The sequence below is a fragment of the Acidovorax sp. Leaf73 genome (genome assembly GCF_916855635.1).
GTDB classification, from domain to species: Bacteria; Pseudomonadota; Gammaproteobacteria; order Burkholderiales; family Burkholderiaceae_C; genus Acidovorax; species Acidovorax facilis.
The window spans coordinates 304,300-321,418 of sequence record NZ_CAKASI010000004.1; the positions used below are offsets into that span (position 1 = coordinate 304,300).

Genomic DNA, 17,119 nt, shown 5'->3' on the forward strand with positions numbered 1-17,119 from the left:
GCCGATTATCCGGCCCCGCCTTCACCAGCCGCTATGCCTGCAGGGCCAACACCCCCACAAAAGCCAGGGTGTGCGCCAGCACGCCCGGTGCCACAGCCAGCGCGTAGCGCCAGCCACCACTGGCCAGGGCCACCGCGCACTTGCTGCCTGCATGCACCAGCAGCGCGGCCATCAGGGCCTGCGCGATGGCGGGTGCGGCCGCGCTGTGCGGGCCGCCGCGCACCAGCACGGCCGCCGTGGCGGCATGCACGTCGGCCAGGGCCGCCAGCAGCGCGCCCGCCAGCATGCCCGCGTCGCCTTGCCACGCCGTGAGCCCCTGCACACCGGCCTGAATGCCAGTGAGCAGAGCCGCAATCAGCAAGGCATCGCGCAGCTTGAACATGGGGGTGTCAGGGGGTACAGCAACCGCCACCTCCGCACCGGCGTCCGTAGCCTTCGCAGACAGGTGCGCCGCGCCGCGCCCGCCCCACCATCCCACGGCGGCCGCCACACACCCGCCCGCCAGCGCGGGCAGCCACAGCCGCGCCAGCCACTGCGGCTGCACGGTGGCGGCCACCACCACGATCTGGGCCATGGTGGCCACACACGACAGCACCGCAGCGCCTGCGTTGGTGTGCGCTGTGGCACGGCCCGCTCGCACCTCCATACCCAGGCTGCCAATGGTGGCGGTGCTCGAGACAAACCCGGAGGCCAGCGCCGACAGCGCCACGGCATGGCGCGCCTGCATCAGTCGCTTGGCCAGGTGCGCCAGCGACTGGATCACCAGCAACACGATGACCAGGCGCACCACCACCTGCGGGTTCAGCACGTCTTGCCACAGGGGGGTGTTGGGGGCCAGCGGATACACCAGCAAAGCCAAGGCGGCCAGAATGAGCCCGCTGCGCACCTCGCCGGGCTGCAGCCACTGGTTGGAAAACTGGTGCAACACGTCCCGCAACGCCAGCAGCCCCGTCACCACCACCGCCAGGGCGGCGGCCAGCAACTGGTCGCGCGCGCAGGTCACCCCGATCAGATAGGCCAGAAACAAGGCGATCTCGGTAGTGACGCCAGGGTCGCCAGAGCGGTCGCGCGCATAGGCCACCACCGTGAGGGCCGCTACCAACACGGCCCCCACCACCACCAGCACAGGAACCGCCGTGAGCGCAGCTGCCGCGCCCCCCAGGGAAGCCAGGGTGAACGACCGCACCCCGGCCAGCGCCCGGTCGGGCCCCGCCCCTTTGCGACGCTCGCGCTCAATACCCATCAGCAAACCGCACCCCGCTGCGCTCGCCAGCACGGCCAGCGCTGAGGAAAAACCTCCGAACTCCTGCATGGAACTCCCGCACCTTTCCTGTCTTTTGTTCTTCTGGCAATGCCCCATGGTGACAGAAAGACCCACCGCAACCCACCCACCCGCGCAGCAAACTTGCATGGGGAGTTGCCCCAAGCCTTGCTGTCAGGTCTATCGGCTATAACAAAACCCATCAGCGCCTGCCCATGCAAGACCTCACCAACGCAGCCCCCACCCCTGGCCCCCGAGGCTCCAGCGATGCTTTGCTGCGGCTGATTGCAGACTCCGTGCCCGCGCTGATGGCCTACTACAACCTGCCCGGCCTGTGCTGCCAGTTCGCCAACCAAGGCTATGCCGCCTACAACGGCCACACGACCGAGTCCATCCTGGGCCTCACGGTGCAGGAGGCCATCGGCGACAAGGCCTGGCTGGCCATCCAGCCGCATGTGGAACGGTCCGCATGCGGCGAACATGTGAAGTACACACGTGAGCAGACCTTGCCCAATGGCGAGGCCCGCATGATCGAGGTCAACCTGATCCCGCACTTTGACGCCAGCGCGCAGCAGCTGGGCTCGTTCGTTCTGATCACCGACATCACTGAGCGCTGGCGCGCGGAGCGCCAAGTGCGCCAGAGCGAAGAGCGCATGCGCAAGTTCACCGAGGCCACGGACGAGGCCATCGTGTTCCACCGCGACGGCATCATCACCGACGGCAATGAGGCACTCACCCGCCTGACGGGTTATGCGCTGCAGGAGGTGGTGGGGTTTTCCATCTTCCACTTCATCAGTCCGGAATGGAGGGCCGTGGCGCTGGACTACACGCGCACCGGGCGCGAAGACCCCTACGAAGTGACCATCCGCCACAAGGACGGTCATGTCATTCCCGTGGAGGTGGTGGGCAAGACCATGCCACTGCACCATGCCGACTACCGCATCGTGGTGGTGCGTGACATCACGGCCCGCAAGCAGGCCCAGGAACGCGAGGCCTTCATTGCGCTGCACGACACGCTCACGCAGTTGCCCAACCGCCACTTCCTGATGGAACAGCTGTCGCAGGTGCTGTCGCTGGCCCGCAGGCGCCACGGCCGTGCGGCCGTGCTTTTTGTGAACCTGGACCATTTCAAGACGGTGAACGACTCGCTGGGCCACCATGCAGGCGACCAGCTGCTGTGCAACGTGGCCGAACGCCTGCGCCAGGGCGTGCGCGACGCTGACGTGGTGGCGCGGCTGGGCGGCGATGAGTTTGTGGTGGTGCTGACCGATGTGCAGGGCCCCGACGATGCCGCCCGGGTGGCCGACAAGCTGCTGGCGTCCATGCACGGCGTGTTCACCCTGGGCCAGGTGCCGCTGACGGTGTCCCCTTCCATCGGTATCAGCCTTTTCCCCGAACACGCCACCACCGGCGATGCACTGCTGCGCTGCGCCGATGCAGCCATGCACCACGCCAAGGAAAGCGGCCGCGGCAACCGCCAGTTCTACACCCCGAGCATGGAAGCCAGCGCCATCGACGTGCTGCAGCACGAGCGCCTTCTGCGCGAGGCCATTGTGGACAACGCCTTTGTGCTGCACTACCAGCCCCAGATCAGCCTGGAAGACGGCTCCCTGCAGGGGCTGGAGGCTCTGGTGCGCTGGCGCCACCCGCAGCGCGGCCTGGTGGGGCCGGACGAGTTCATCACCTTTTCGGAATCGCGCGGCCTCATCACCCCCATCGGCCGCTGGGTGATGCGCGAGGCCTGCCGCCAGCTCAAGGAATGGCAGGACGAAGGCCTGGCCCTGGTGCCCGTGGCGGTGAACCTGTCGGCCCTCGAATTTCGCCAGCGCGATGTCGCTGGCGAAATCGCCGCGGCGCTGCGCGATACCGGCCTGGCGCCGCAGTACCTGGGGATCGAGCTGACCGAATCCGTGCTCATGCACCAGACCGGCCAGGTGCTGGACACCCTCAATGCCCTCAAAGCGCTGGGCGTGGGCATCTCGATCGACGACTTTGGCACAGGGTATTCGTCGCTGGCCTACCTCAAGCGCTACCCCATCGACAGCCTCAAGATCGACCGGTCTTTTGTGGTGGACACGCCCGGCAACCCCGACGACGTGGCCATCGTCACGGCCGTCATTCAGATGGCCCGCAGCCTGCAGCTCAAAACCGTGGCCGAAGGGGTGGAAACCCCGGCGCAGGTGCAATTGCTCAAGGGCCTGGGGTGTGACCTGATCCAGGGGCATGTGGTGTCGGTGCCGCTGGATGCCGTGGCGCTCCAGCGCTGGATGCGCGATTTGCCGGTTTAAGAACCTGTTTCCGATCCCTTCCCGGTGCCGTCACACAGACACGTTCCCGGCTTGTGGACAATAGGGGCATGCCCCTCATCCCCGACTTCATCGCCCCCACCCGCCACACCGACCCGGCCGACGCACTGGCCCAGGTGCAGCGCATTTACCAGCAACAGATTGGCCACCTGCGCGACGCCATGCAGCGTTTTGTGGCAGGCGAAACGCCCGAAGGCGCCGTGCGCGCGTTCTACCCCTTTGTACGGGTGCACACCACCACCGTGGCGCGGGCCGACACCAAGCTGGCCTATGGTTTTGTGGAAGGCCCTGGGCGCTACGAAACCACCCTCACCCGGCCCGACCTGTTCGCTCACTACTACGCCGAGCAGTTTCGCCTGCTGCGCGCCAGCCACAACGTGGAGCTGGAAGTGGGCACCAGCGCCCACCCCATTCCGATCCATTTCTCGTTTGCCGAGCACGACCACATCGAGGGCACGCTGACGCCCGAGCGCCGCATGCTGATGCGCGACGTGTTCGACCTGCCCGACCTGGCTGCCATGGACGACGGCATCGCCAACGGCACCTGGCAGGCCCGCCCAGGCGAGGCGCAGCCGCTGTCGCTGTTCACCGCGCCGCGCGTGGACTACTCGCTGCACCGCCTGCGCCACTACACGGGAACGGCGCCCGAGTGGTTCCAGAACTTCGTGCTGTTCACGAATTACCAGTTCTACATCGACGAATTTGTGCGCCTGGGCCACGCCGAGATGGCCAAGCCCGACAGTGAATACATCGCCTTCATCGAGCCGGGCAACGTGGTCACCCGCCGCGTGGGATTGGGTGCCCAGCCCGGCGACGAACTGGGCGTAGCCCCGCCGCGCTTGCCGCAAATGCCCGGCTACCACCTCGTGCGCGCAGACAGCAGCGGCATCACCATGGTCAACATCGGCGTAGGCCCCGCCAACGCCAAGACCATCACCGACCACATCGCCGTGTTGCGCCCCCACGCCTGGATGATGCTGGGCCACTGCGCGGGCCTGCGCAACAGCCAGCAGCTGGGCGACTACGTGCTGGCCCACGCCTACGTGCGTGAGGACCACGTGCTGGACGAAGACCTGCCGCTGTGGGTGCCCATCCCGGCGCTGGCCGAGATCCAGCTCGCATTGCAGCAGGCCGTGGCCGATGTCACACAGATCAGCGGCGCCGACCTGAAGCGCGTGATGCGCACCGGCACCGTGGCCAGCACCGACAACCGCAACTGGGAGCTGCTGCCCGACAACACGCCCCAGCGCCGTTTCAGCCAGAGCCGCGCCGTGGCGCTGGACATGGAAAGCGCCACCATCGCCGCCAACGGCTTCCGCTTCCGCGTGCCCTACGGCACCCTGCTGTGCGTGAGCGACAAGCCCCTGCACGGCGAAATCAAGCTGCCCGGCATGGCCAACCACTTCTACCGCGAGCGGGTGGACCAGCACCTGCGCATCGGCATGCGCGCCATCGAGATCCTGCGCAACGGCGGCGTGGACCGCCTGCACAGCCGCAAGCTGCGCAGCTTTGCCGAGGTCGCTTTTCAGTAAACACAGGCCCCGGGGCCACTGCGTATGCCACTGGATTTCCTCACGCTGATGACGGTCATGGCGGCCAACCTGTTCATGATCTCGGCCGCGCTGCCGCTGATCATGGGCCGGGACGTGAGCCGCGCGGCCCGCCATGTGCAGGCGAGCATGCTGCTGCAGGCCGTGGCCTGGGCGGCCATCATTGCCTCATCCACCCTGTGGGACCAGACCCTTTCCACCGTGTCGATTGCCTGCAACGCGGCCGCACAGTGGATGCTGTACCGGGCGCTCGAAGAATGGCTGGGCCCCCGTCCCTTGCGCCGCCTGCTGCTGGTGCTGGTGATAGCCGCCCCACTGGGCTACACCCTGGGCTTTGGTCACTACGCCTGGCGCGTGGGCTGGGCCAACTTTGTATTGGCCACCATCCTGTGCATCGTTGCGCGCGCCACCCTGGCGCCGGTGGTCGAGGCCAACCTGCGCTGGCGCAGCCTGCTGCTGGGCTGCCTGCTGACGTCGGCCGCGTTCACGTTGGCGCGGGGCATGCTGGGCGCCTTCACCGACCAGTACCCCAGCTTTCGCACTCCCCATCCTGTCAACCTCGCTGCCGCCGTGGCCACCAACGTGAGCCTGGTGCTCGGCACGGTCGCCCTACTGGTGGCCTGGCGGTCGGAGGCTGAACACAAGCTGCGCACGCTGGCGATGACCGACGGCCTCACCGGCGTGCTCAACCGGCGCGGCTTCACCACCCAAGGCAGCAGCCTGCTGGCCCACGCCGCACGCCACCAGTTGCCCATGACGGCAATGATGCTGGACCTGGACCACTTCAAGCAGGTCAACGACACCCATGGCCACGAGGCCGGGGACCGCGCCCTGCAACTGTTTGCCAGCCTGCTGGGCGACACCTGCCGCAGCGGCGACCTGGTTGGCCGCCTGGGTGGCGAGGAGTTTGGTGTGCTGCTGTTGCACAACAGCGAGCCCGCCGGACTGGCCCTGGACCGGCGACTGCGCAGGCGCCTGCATGCAGCCAGTGTGGCCGAGCTGGGCTTTGCGCTGGACTACAGCGCCGGGATGGCCGTCCTGCAGCCCGGTGAGGCCGCCCTGGCGGAACTGATGGCCCGTGCCGATGGCGCCCTCTATGCAGCCAAGACGGCGGGCCGTGGGCGGCTGGTCGCAGCGGACTGAGCCAATTGATCCTCTTTTGATAGCAATCAGTGCACTATCCACCTGCGCTAAGTGTTGATCTTTGCCACAACGACTGCGCGCAACACCGGGTATGCCCACGTCGCACACAATCCCTCCATGACCGCACTTTTTGAAGCTCTGCACCTGCGCAAACGTTATGGCGAGACCACGGTGGTGGACGACGTGTCCTTCGCGATTGCTCCCGGCGAATGCCTGGGCGTCATCGGCCCCAACGGTGCTGGAAAGACCACCACCATTCGCATGTGCCTGGGCCTGGCGTCACCGGATGGCGGCGAAGTGCATTTCACCTCCAAGCCCGGCACCGCACCGCTGCACATGCCACGCGATGCGCTGGCCATCAAGGCGCAGCTGGGTGTGGTCACGCAGTTCGACACCCTCGACCCGGACTTCACCTGCGCCGAGAACCTGCGCGTGTTCGGCCGCTACTTTGGGCTGAAGGGCGCAGTGATGGACCAGCGTGTACCCCAGTTGCTGGAGTTCGCAGCCCTCACCCACAAGGCCGATGCCAAGCCGGGCGAGCTATCGGGCGGCATGAAGCGGCGCCTGTCGCTGGCGCGCGCCCTGGTCAACAACCCGCGCCTGCTGCTGCTGGACGAGCCCACCACCGGCCTGGACCCGCAAGCCCGCCACCTGATGTGGGAGCGCCTGCAACTGCTGCTGCAGCAAGGCAAGTCCATCCTGCTGACCACCCACTTCATGGACGAGGCCGAGCGCCTGTGCTCGCGCCTGCTGGTGCTGGACCACGGCCGCAAGATTGCCGAAGGCCGCCCGCGCGAGCTAATCGCCCAGCACCTGGAGCCGGATGTGGTGGAGGTGTTCGGCGTGGGGGCCGCCCAGATGGCCGAAGACGCCGCGCTGCGTGCCCAGGCCGCCCGCGTGGAAATCAGCGGCGAGACCGTGTTTTTCTACACCCAGAACGCCCAGCCACTGCTGCAGGCCTTGGCCGCACACGGCCACCTGCGCACGCTGCACCGGCCGGCCAATCTGGAAGACCTGTTCCTCAAGCTCACGGGGCGGCAGATCCGGGAATAGGGCCGGCGGAACGGCCTGCCACCCGACCCTGCCACCAGTTTTCAAGGTCTTGTGGCGCGCAAGGCTGGGAAAAGAGGTAACCCTGCAGTTCGTCGCAGCCCAGCCGGGCCAGCCACTGGGCTTGGTGGTCGGTTTCCACGCCCTCGGCCACCGTGCGCAGGCCCAGCCTTTGCGCCAGGGCCACGATGGCGTCCACCAGCATCTCGCCCCGGTCGTTGCTCCCCAGGTCGTTGACGAAAGAGCGGTCGATCTTGAGCTTGCGCACCGGAAACCGCTTGAGCTGGCTGAGTGACGAATAGCCGGTGCCGAAGTCGTCGATGGCCAGCTGCACGCCCAGCGCGGTGAGGCGCTGCATGGTCTGCAGGGCCTCCTCCACGGGCTCCATGATCGAGCTTTCAGTGATCTCCAATTGCAGCAACCGGGGTGGGCACCCGGTGCTTTGCAAGGCGCGGGCCACCACCTGGTCCAGCTCGGGCTCCTGGAACTGACGGGCCGAGAGGTTCACCGCCACCGGGATCTCCCCCCACCCGGCATCCAGCCACCGGCGTGCCTGCGCGCAGGCCTCGTTCAGCACCCATTCGCCCAGGGGCACGATCAGCCCCGTTTCTTCCGCAATGCCGATGAACTGCAGCGGAGACACCAGCCCACGCTCCGGGTCCGCCCACCGCACCAGCGCCTCCACCGACGACAAACGCCCCGTCCGCGCATCCATGATGGGCTGATAGTGCAGGCGCAGCCCGTCGTGCTCGATGGCATGGCGCAGGCCCGCCTCCACCCGCAGGCGCTCCGTCAACACCTCCGTCATGTGCGGGCTGAAGAAAGCCAGCCGATTCCCCCCCAGGTCCTTGGCGTCGTACATGGCCACGTCTGCATTGCGCAACAACAGGTCGCCAGAGTCCCCATCCTGCGGGAAGACCGCAATGCCCAGGCTGGTGCCCAGCAACCAGCTGGACGTGCCGGTCTCCACAGGCAGGGTCAGCGCCCGCACAATGCGCCGCGCCATGGGCTCCACGACCGCCGGGTCCGGCAGGTCGGGCAGCACCACCACAAACTCATCCCCACCCGGCCGGGCCACCACATCGCCAGGACGCACACAACCCTGCAACCTGGCCGCCACCTCCTTGAGCAAGGCATCGCCCCGGGCATGGCCCAGGCTGTCGTTCACCCCTTTGAACCGGTCCAGGTCCATGGCCAGAACGGCCACGCAGTGGCCCTGCTCCCGCGCCCGGTCCAACGCCGCGTCCAGCCGCTCCGTGAGGCTGTAGCGGTTGGCCAAGTCGGTCAGGGGGTCTCGCCGCGCCTGGCGCTCCAGCGTCTCCGTGTGCAGCGCGATGGACTGCTGCTGGCGCAGCAGGGACTCCGCCATCCGGTCCAGTGCCCGGGCCACCTGCCCCAGCTCTCCCGGGGGATAGGGTGTACCAATGGGTTCGGCGTAGTTGCCAGCATCCATGCGGCCAATGGCACGTATGGCGCGCATGGCATGGCGGCGCACCGCAAATTCCACCAACAGAAAAGCAGCAACGAACACGATGGCCGCCAGTGCCAGCACCCCCAGCAGTGCGCGCCGGAACTGGCGCTCCACCGGGCCACGCAGGTCGTCCTCGGGCACGGCCAGGGCCAGACGCAGATCCGAGCCCTGTGCGCGCGGCAACTGGGCGCGCACCCAGACGCGACGCACGCCATCGGCCCCCTCCATCACGGCATGCCCTTCGACTGCTTGCAGCATGAAAGTGCGTTCGGCGTCCCCCAGGGTCAGCGGCGCCACCTCCGGCCGGCGGAAGTCCATGACCACCGAACCGTCGGCATTCCATACCTGCAGATGCATGCGCTCATAGCGCTGTGCATGCACCGTGGCCTGCCCGTAGTCCTGCATGTCGAGCGAGGCCAGCAGGATGAAGCGCAACGCGCCTCCCGCATCGCGCACCGGGTAGGCCACCTGCAGCACCCCTTTGCCCGTCAGGCGGCCTATGACCGCTTCCAGCACCGGCCCGGAGGCTGTCAGCGCACGCTGAAAGTAACTGCGGTCCCGCAGGTCCAGGGTACGGCCACTGCGCAGCGAATCACAGAACAGGGAACCATCGGGCTGAATGGTGAGGATGCCGGTGTACTGGGGATGTTCCTTGAGGACATCTGCCAGGAAATCAGAGCAGGCGGCCTTGTCGCCCGCTGCCAGCAGGGGTACGCGCCCAAGGCCAAACAAGAGTTGCCCGGTACCAGCGATCTTGTCGTCCAGGTCGCTGGCAATGATGCCTGCCCGGGCCACCAGCCGGTCGCGCGCCTGTCCGGTGGTGGCCACCCGGAACTCCAGCAGCAGCCACACCAGGGCCGGCACAGGCAACAAAGAGGCTGCCAGCACCAGCCACAAGATCCGCGCACTCAGGCTCACAGGGGTTTCTCCTTCAGAAGCGCCGTCGTCGCACCGGCCCGCCGCAACTGCGGCCGCAGGCTATCAGGCCACGCGGGGCCTGACCTTGCTCGCCGCCAGCTTGGCGTTCGCACGCGCCGTGTCCACATTCTCAGCCCGCGCCAGCGCCACGCCCATGCGGCGCTTCACAAAACTCTCGGGCTTGCCGAACAGGCGCAGGTCGGTGCCCGGCACGCGCAGGGCTTCTTCCACACCATCGAACACGATGCCCTGGGCTTCTACACCGCCGTAGATGACGGCACTGGCGCCGGGGTTGCGCAGACTCGTGTCCACCGGCAGGCCCAGGATGGCGCGGGCGTGCAGCTCGAACTCACTCTGGTGCTGGGTGCACAGCGTGACCAGGCCGGTGTCGTGCGGGCGGGGGCTGACTTCGCTGAACCAGACCTGCTCGCCCTTGACGAACAGCTCCACGCCAAACAATCCCTGGCCGCCCAGGTTGTCGGTGACGGCCTTGGCGATCTGGCGCGACTTTTCGAGTGCGGCCGGGTGCATGGGGTGGGGCTGCCAGCTTTCCACATAGTCGCCACTCACCTGCACATGGCCGATGGGGTCGCAGAAACTGGTGGTGATTTGGCCATCTGTGCCCACCGAACGCACGGTGAGCTGGGTGATTTCGTAGTCAAAGTCGATGAAGCCCTCGACGATCACGCGGCCGTGGCTCACCCGGCCACCGGCCATGGCGTAGTCCCAGGCCTTTTGCACGTCGGCGGGGCCGTCGATCTTGCTCTGGCCCTTGCCGGAGCTGCTCATCACGGGCTTGACGATGCAGGGGTAGCCGATGCCTGCATCAATCGCGGCCTGCAGTTCTTCCAGCGAATTGCAGAATTTGTAAGGGCTGGTGGGCAGGCCCAGCGTTTCGGCGGCCAGCACGCGGATGCCTTCACGGTCCATGGTCAGGCGCGCTGCGCGGGCCGTAGGGATCACGCGCACGGTGCCCGCGGCTTCCAGCTCTTCGAGCATGGGGGTGGCGATGGCTTCGATCTCGGGCACCACCAGGTGCGGGCGCTCGGCCTCGATCAGGGCCTTGAGCTGGGCCGGGTCGCTCATGGTGATGGTGCGCGCGTGGTGGGCCACCTGCTGGCCGGGGGCGTTGTCGTAGCGGTCCACGGCAATGGTTTCCACCCCCAGGCGCTGCAGCGCGATCAGCACCTCCTTGCCCAGCTCGCCCGAGCCCAGCAGCATGACTTTGGTGGCATGGGGGGACAGAGGGGTTCCGAGGGTGGTCATGGTGGGTGCTTTCGAGAAGGTGAAAAAGTCGGTAAATGGCGGGACGCAGGCGACTTTAATGCACCCGGGCGCAGAACTTGCAATCGCCCTGACATGCCCCCACCGCCCATGCCCTCCCCTTCCAGCACGGCCCGCTCGCACAGCCCCACCGACTGGCACGCCCAGGAGCTGCTGCTGATGCGCGAGGTGATGCGCCTCATCGGCCGCAGCCTGGCGCCCGGCCTGGTGCTGCGCGAAATGCTGCACCTGATGAGCGAGCTGCTGGGCCTGAACCGGGGGCGCATCGTGCTGGTGGACAACGCTCCCTCCTCCCCAGCCGGCGCGCCGCGCACCGCCTCCATCCAGCATGCGTACGGCCTCACCCAGGCCGAGGTGCAGCGCGGGCGGTACGCCTGGGGCGAGGGCATCACAGGCCGCGTGCTGGCCACGGGGCAGCCTGCCATCGTGCAGGACATTGATGCCGAACCGCTGTTTCTGGCACGCGCAGTGGAGCGCAGCCAGCTGCCGCCCGAGACGGTGGCCTTCATCGCCCTGCCGATCGAGGTCAACAACGCGCCCATCGGCGTGCTGGCCTGCCACCGCATCCGCAGCCGCCAGCGCCACCTGAACGACGACCTGGCCGTGCTGCGCGTGCTGGCCACGCTGGTGGGGCAGCTGCTGCAGCTCGAAGCCCTGGTGGCCGACCAGACGCGGCAGCTGGAGGCGCGCAATGCCGTGCTGGCCAACGCGCTCAACACCAAAAGCGCGCGCTACGGGCTCATTGGCAGTTCGCCACCGCTGCTGCAGGCGTTGAGCGAGCTGGAGCGCGTGTCGCAAACCCAGGCCACCGTGCTGCTGCTGGGCCAGTCGGGCACGGGCAAGGAGCTGTTCGCACGCGCCGTGCACCTGGCCAGCGGGCGGCGCGACCGGCCCTTCATCAAGGTCAACTGCTCGGCCATTCCGGACGCGCTGTTCGAATCCGAACTGTTTGGCTACGAGAAAGGCGCGTTCACCGGCGCCAGCACAGCCCGCGCGGGCTGGTTTGAGCAGGCTGACAGCGGCACCATCTTTCTTGATGAGATTGGCGAGCTGCCGCTGGCCCTGCAGTCCAAGCTGCTGCGCACGCTGCAGGAGGGCACGCTGGTGCGCCTGGGCGGGCAGCGCGAGGTCAAGGTCAACGTGCGCCTGGTGGCGGCCACCCACCGCGACCTGGCGGCCGATGTGGAGGCCGGCCGCTTTCGGCAGGACCTGTACTACCGCCTGCACGTGATTCCGATCCATCTGCCCTCGCTGGCCGAGCGGCGTGAAGACATCCGCGCGCTGGCGCTGCACTTTGTGAGCCGCGCCAACCAGGCGCACCAGCGCAACGTGAACCTCTCGCCCGACGCGCTGGCGCGGCTGGAAGAACACCCCTGGCCCGGCAACATCCGCGAGCTGGGCAATGTGATCGAACGCCTGGTGCTGCTGACCAATGACACGCTGGTAACGCGTGGCGAGCTGGACCGGTTTCTGCCCGCTGCGGCTGTGGTTTTGCCACCCGCACCGGCGCCCGTTCAGCAGATTCAGGCCGAGATGCCGTCTACCCCTATCGCCGCAGCACCGCTGGTGCGCGACTACGCCTCGGCCCAGTCCCACAGCGTTCAGGTGCTGCAGGCCGCGCTGGTCGAACACCACGGCAACCAGTCGCGCGCGGCGCAGAGCCTGGGGTTGACGCTGCGGCAGTTCGCTTACCGGCTGCGCAAAGCAGGCTTGAAGTGACGCCCAACACTGTGTCAACAATTTGTAGACACAGTGTTCAGCGTCCGCGTTGGACAGGCTGCGCTCTGGTGATAGTCGGCACAAAATACTATCAAATCAATAGCTTCCAGCGCTTTACCAATCAGCGCTAGCAGCCTATTTCATTCAAATTTCTTTGCATTCACAAGCTCTGGCACACCTGTTGCAATAAGGAGGAAAGGCATCCCGCCCACCTCCGCATCGAAAGGTTTTGTCATGAGCACCCCTACCGCATCCGCCTCCGACGCCGTCCTCATCTCGCCCACCCAGTTGTTGGCCCTGCAAGCCGCAGAGCCTGTGGTGCTGATCGACACCCGCGACGCCGACACCTATGCGCTGGGGCACATCCCCGGCGCGGTGAACCTGCGCGAGACCTTCACGTATCTCGCCACCTCCACGCCCCAGGGGCTGCAGGAACTGAAAGACACCTTTGCCGCGCACCTGGGCGCCATCGGCCTGTCGGGCGCCGAGACGGCCGTGTTCTATGAAGACGCGCTCAACAGCGGCTACGGCCAGTCGTGCCGGGGCTACTACCTGCTGACCTGGCTGGGCTACCCCAAGGTCAAGGTACTCAATGGCGGCTACTCGGCCTGGAAGGCGGCAGAGCTGCCCACGTCCACCGAGGCCGTGGTGCCCACACCCGCCATCTTCCCCACCCAGCTGGCCACCACCGACGTGATGCTGACCAAGGAGGATGTGATCGAGGCCCTGGGCACCGACACCGTGCTGCTGGACGTGCGCGATGTGGACGAGTGGATTGGCGACAGCTCCAGCCCTTATGGCAAGGACTTTGCGCCGCGAAAAGGCCGCCTGCCCGGTGCCAAGTGGCTGGAGTGGTACCGCTTCATGAAGCCCTCGCCCCAAGGCCCGGTGTTCAAGTCGCCCGACGAAGTGCGCGCTGAATGCGCCACGGCGGGCATCAGCCCTGCGGACACGGTGTATCTGTACTGTTTTAAAGGCGCGCGTGCGTCCAACACCTTCCTCGCGCTCAAGCAGGCGGGCTTTGCCGATGTGCGCATGTACTTCGGCTCGTGGAACGAATGGTCGCGCGACGACAAGCTGCCGATTGAAAGCGGGCTGCCGCTAGTCAAGTTCCCCAAAAAGCCTGCGCTGGCGCTGGCGGCCTGAGCCCTGTGCGTTGTTGCAGCGGGCGTGGCCCGCTGCGAACCCTGTCCTTCTTTTTTGCATTCCCTTCTCTTTCTCCAAGGAACACCATGTCCACCGATCTGCTGGAACCATCTGCCCCCGTCACCACCGTGCACACGCACCTGCGCCCCATCGACCGCGACGGGCTGATGGCCTTTGCCGACAAGGGCCGCAACAACCCTGCCAGCCGGGGTACCAACAAGGTCCATACGGTGATGGAGGGGCAGTACCGCTCGCTGAGCTATGTGGGCAACCATGCGCCGGTGGTGGTGGACGAGCCTCTGCACCTGTTCGGTCAGGACACGGCACCTGCGCCCGGCGAGATCGTGCTGTCGGGCCTGGGCGGCTGCCTGGCCGTGGGCATCACGGCCGTGGCCACCTGGAAGCAGGTCAAGCTCAGCAAGATCGAGGTCTTCATGGAAGGCGACATCGGCAACCCCGCCGCCTGGGGTGCGGGTGGCGCATTGCAGAAGACGCCGCCGGAGATGGGCTTTCAGGCGATCCGCGTGAAGGTGCTGGTGGAGGGCGATGCACCGCGCGAGGTACTGGACGAGATCGTGCAGCACGCCAACTTCTACTCGCCCGTGGCCAACAGCATGCGCAACCCCATCCCCTTCGAGATCAGCCTCGCGGACTAAACAGCCCCGCAACCGAGCCCGCCCTGCGCACCCAAGGAGCCCCATGAATCCCGCCGACCTCCCTCCCCAACTCCACCTGGACGGCGCCCTGCGGGGCGATGCGCTGCTGGCCGCCGTGCGCCAGATCGCCCAGGGCCCGCTGGCCGCGCAGGTGGAGGCGATTGACCGCACCGGCTACTACCCCTGCGCCGAGCTGCAGCAGCTGGCCGCCGTGGGCGCGATGAGCGCGCACCTGGACAGCACGGCCGGCCCGGCCGACTACGGCCTGGCCATCCGCGCCATGGCCGAGGCCTCGCGCGTGTGCGGCGCTACCGGCTTCATGATGTGGTGCCAGGCGGTGTGTGGGCTGTACCTGCAGCAGTCGGGCAACCCCGCGCTGATGGGCGATGTGCTGCAGCGCCACGCCAGCGGCGCAGGCAGGGGCGGCACGGCGCTGTCCAACCCCATGAAGAGCTACGCGCAGATCGAAAGCCTGCTGCTCAAGGCCACGCCGGTGGAGGGCGGCTACCTCGTCAACGGCACCCTGCCCTGGGTGAGCAACCTGGGGCCCGACCACTACTGCGGCGCGATTGCGGCGGTGGTGGAGGCCGACGGTGCGGCCAGCCAGCACGAGGTGATGTTCCTGCTGCGCTGCGACGCACCGGGCGTGGAGATGCGCGAATGCCCCAGCTTCTCCGCCATGGAGGGCACGGGCACCTATGCGCTGCGGCTCAATGACCATTTCATCGGCACGGCCGACACCATGGCCGACCCCACCCGGCCTTTCATCGCCCGCATCCGCGCTGCGTTTGTGATGCTGCAATGTGGCATGGCCGTGGGCATCACCCAGGGCGCCATCGACTCGATGTGGGCGGTGGAGGCCCAACTGGGCCATGTCAACCAGTTCCTGGAAGACCGGCCCGACGCGCTGCAGGCCGAACTGGATGCACTGACTGCACGCGTCATGCAACTGGCCCAGACCCCGTTCGACACGAGCACCGACTTCTTCATCGACGTGCTGGACGCCCGTGCCCATGGCGCGGAGCTGTGCCTGCGCGCCGCCCAGTCCGCCCTGATGCACCAGGGTGCGCGCGGCTACCTCATGAGCTCGGACGTGCAGCGGCGCGTGCGCGAGTCGCACTTTGTGGCCATCGTCACGCCCGCCATCAAGCACCTGCGCAAGGAGATCGCCCGGCTCAGCACCGAGGAGATGCCTGGATGACGCCCGCCCTCCCCACCGCCACCACGCCGTCAGTTGCCTCCGAGTTCGTGTTGAGCGCGGCATCGCAGGCGCTGTGCGATGCGTTTGCCGACGCGGCCACCCAGGCGCCCTGGCAAAGCTACATCTGCAACGCCTGCGGCTACGTCTACCACGAGGCCGACGGCGACCCCGATGGCGGCCTGCCGCCCGGCACGCGGCTGGCAGACATACCCGACGACTGGGCCTGCCCCTTGTGCGGCGTGACCAAGGCCGATTTTTCGCCGTACGAAGCCCCCACGCTGGAGGCGCTGCGGGCGCAGGCCAGCGCAGCGCCAGCCGCCTCCCTGCGCGTGCGTGGCGAGCTGGGCGTGGTCATCGTCGGCGCGGGCCGTGCAGGCTGGCAACTGGCCGAAACCCTGCGCCAACACAGCGCCACGCTGCCCATCACCCTGGTGACGGCCTGCGCGGGCGACCGGTACGACAAGCCTTTGCTGTCGGTGGCCATGGCGCGCCAGCTGGACCCGCTGGCCCTGGTGTCCGAAACCGGTCGCGATGCGGCGCACCGCCTGGGCGTCACCCTGCTGGCCCACACCCATGCCGTGCGCATCTGCGCCGACACCCGCCAATTGCGCACCACGCGGGGCGTGCTGCGCTACGGCCACCTGGTGCTGGCCCACGGTGCGCAGGCCGCCTTGCCTCCGGGCTTGCCCGCCAGCCTGTGCTGGCGCATCAACCACCTGGACGCCTACCAGCGCCTGCGCCAGCACCTGGGCGACCAGCCCAAGGACGTGCTCATCATCGGCGCGGGCCTGGTCGGCAGTGAGCTGGCCAACGACCTGGCACTGGGCGGCCACCACATCACGCTGCTGGACACGGCCACCGAACCACTGGCGCGCTGGCACGACCAGCAGGCGGGCCCGCAGCTGCTGGACGCCTGGAAAGACCTGTCCATCCGCTTTGAAGGCGGTCTGCAGGTGGAGCAGGTGGAACGCGTGGGCTCGCGCTACCGCGTCTCCACCACCAGCGGGCGGCGTTTTGCGGCGGACGAAGTGGTGGTGGCTGCAGGCCTGCTGCCCCCCCACCGCCTGGCGCAGAGTGCAGGGCTTGATTGGACCCATGGCATTGCGGTGGACGCAGGCACGCTGCAAACCAGCGTATCCCGCATCCATGCACTGGGCGATTGCATCAGCATCGAAGGGCAGTGCAGCCGCTACATCGAACCGATTGCCCGGCAGGCGCGAACGCTGGCGGCCGCCATCCTGGGCCAGCCGGTGGCCCCCTATGAGCACCGGGCGGCCGTGGTGCGGGTCAAGACCACCACCCGGCCGCTGACCCTGCATTGAGGCAGCCTCGGGCCCGGGCGGCAATCTTGCCCGGGCTGGCACCGGTAAAAAATTTTGGCATCCACTGCATCCAAACGGCGTTTTCGTGGGTA

At 67.4% G+C, this 17,119-nt stretch carries 12 protein-coding genes; 9 read left to right on the forward strand and 3 right to left on the reverse strand.

Features of this window, described 5'->3' with window-relative positions; all coding sequences use genetic code 11:
- Window positions 1-31: 31 nt before the first annotated feature.
- Window positions 32-1,312, reverse strand: a complete 1,281-nt coding sequence (locus tag LPA35_RS14670) for a DUF4010 domain-containing protein (RefSeq protein ID WP_228897478.1) — start codon at window positions 1,310-1,312, stop codon at window positions 32-34.
- A gap of 164 nt (window positions 1,313-1,476) precedes the next feature.
- On the opposite strand from LPA35_RS14670, the gene LPA35_RS14675 reads away from it, so the two are divergent.
- The 4 genes from LPA35_RS14675 to LPA35_RS14690 all read left to right on the forward strand — a co-directional run bounded on the left by LPA35_RS14675 (window position 1,477) and on the right by LPA35_RS14690 (window position 7,313).
- On the forward strand, window positions 1,477-3,549 hold the full coding sequence (locus tag LPA35_RS14675; protein ID WP_228897479.1) for a bifunctional diguanylate cyclase/phosphodiesterase: 2,073 nt from the start codon (window positions 1,477-1,479) through the stop codon (window positions 3,547-3,549).
- Between the two features lie 68 nt (window positions 3,550-3,617).
- A complete protein-coding gene (locus LPA35_RS14680) occupies window positions 3,618-5,099 on the forward strand; it encodes an AMP nucleosidase (RefSeq protein ID WP_055396354.1) in 1,482 nt (493 codons plus the stop codon).
- A 24-nt stretch (window positions 5,100-5,123) separates the two neighbouring features.
- Window positions 5,124-6,260 (forward strand): GGDEF domain-containing protein, encoded by a 1,137-nt coding sequence (locus LPA35_RS14685; RefSeq protein WP_228897480.1) that lies wholly within the window; start codon window positions 5,124-5,126, stop codon window positions 6,258-6,260.
- Window positions 6,261-6,377: 117 nt separating this feature from the next.
- Window positions 6,378-7,313 carry an ATP-binding cassette domain-containing protein gene (locus LPA35_RS14690; protein ID WP_228897481.1) on the forward strand — a complete coding sequence of 312 codons (936 nt, stop codon included), beginning with the start codon at window positions 6,378-6,380 and terminating at the stop codon, window positions 7,311-7,313.
- Here the strand turns inward: LPA35_RS14690 and LPA35_RS14695 are convergent.
- Window positions 7,288-9,699 (reverse strand): bifunctional diguanylate cyclase/phosphodiesterase, encoded by a 2,412-nt coding sequence (locus tag LPA35_RS14695; RefSeq protein WP_228897482.1) that lies wholly within the window; start codon window positions 9,697-9,699, stop codon window positions 7,288-7,290. The two genes, LPA35_RS14690 and LPA35_RS14695, sit on opposite strands and share 26 nt — an antisense overlap.
- Window positions 9,700-9,762: 63 nt before the next feature.
- Window positions 9,763-10,965, reverse strand: coding sequence for a formate-dependent phosphoribosylglycinamide formyltransferase (gene purT, locus LPA35_RS14700; protein ID WP_228897483.1), 1,203 nt, complete (start codon window positions 10,963-10,965; stop codon window positions 9,763-9,765).
- A gap of 108 nt (window positions 10,966-11,073) precedes the next feature.
- Here purT and LPA35_RS14705 point away from each other — a divergent pair, with 108 nt between their 5' ends.
- The 5 genes from LPA35_RS14705 to LPA35_RS14725 all read left to right on the forward strand — a co-directional run bounded on the left by LPA35_RS14705 (window position 11,074) and on the right by LPA35_RS14725 (window position 17,027).
- Complete coding sequence (locus LPA35_RS14705; protein WP_228897484.1) at window positions 11,074-12,702, forward strand: sigma-54-dependent Fis family transcriptional regulator; 1,629 nt, start codon at window positions 11,074-11,076, stop codon at window positions 12,700-12,702.
- A gap of 234 nt (window positions 12,703-12,936) precedes the next feature.
- Window positions 12,937-13,848, forward strand: a complete 912-nt coding sequence (locus tag LPA35_RS14710; protein ID WP_228897485.1) for a sulfurtransferase — start codon at window positions 12,937-12,939, stop codon at window positions 13,846-13,848.
- A gap of 86 nt (window positions 13,849-13,934) precedes the next feature.
- The gene (locus LPA35_RS14715) at window positions 13,935-14,504 is read left to right on the forward strand and encodes an OsmC family protein (protein WP_008905298.1); all 570 of its coding nucleotides are present in this window, start codon (window positions 13,935-13,937) and stop codon (window positions 14,502-14,504) included.
- A gap of 43 nt (window positions 14,505-14,547) precedes the next feature.
- Window positions 14,548-15,705, forward strand: a complete 1,158-nt coding sequence (locus LPA35_RS14720) for an acyl-CoA dehydrogenase family protein (RefSeq protein WP_228897486.1) — start codon at window positions 14,548-14,550, stop codon at window positions 15,703-15,705.
- Entirely contained in the window at window positions 15,702-17,027 is a 1,326-nt protein-coding gene (locus LPA35_RS14725) for an FAD-dependent oxidoreductase (protein ID WP_116748785.1), read from the forward strand. The genes LPA35_RS14720 and LPA35_RS14725 overlap by 4 nt, the downstream gene beginning before the upstream one ends.
- Window positions 17,028-17,119: the final 92 nt, after the last annotated feature.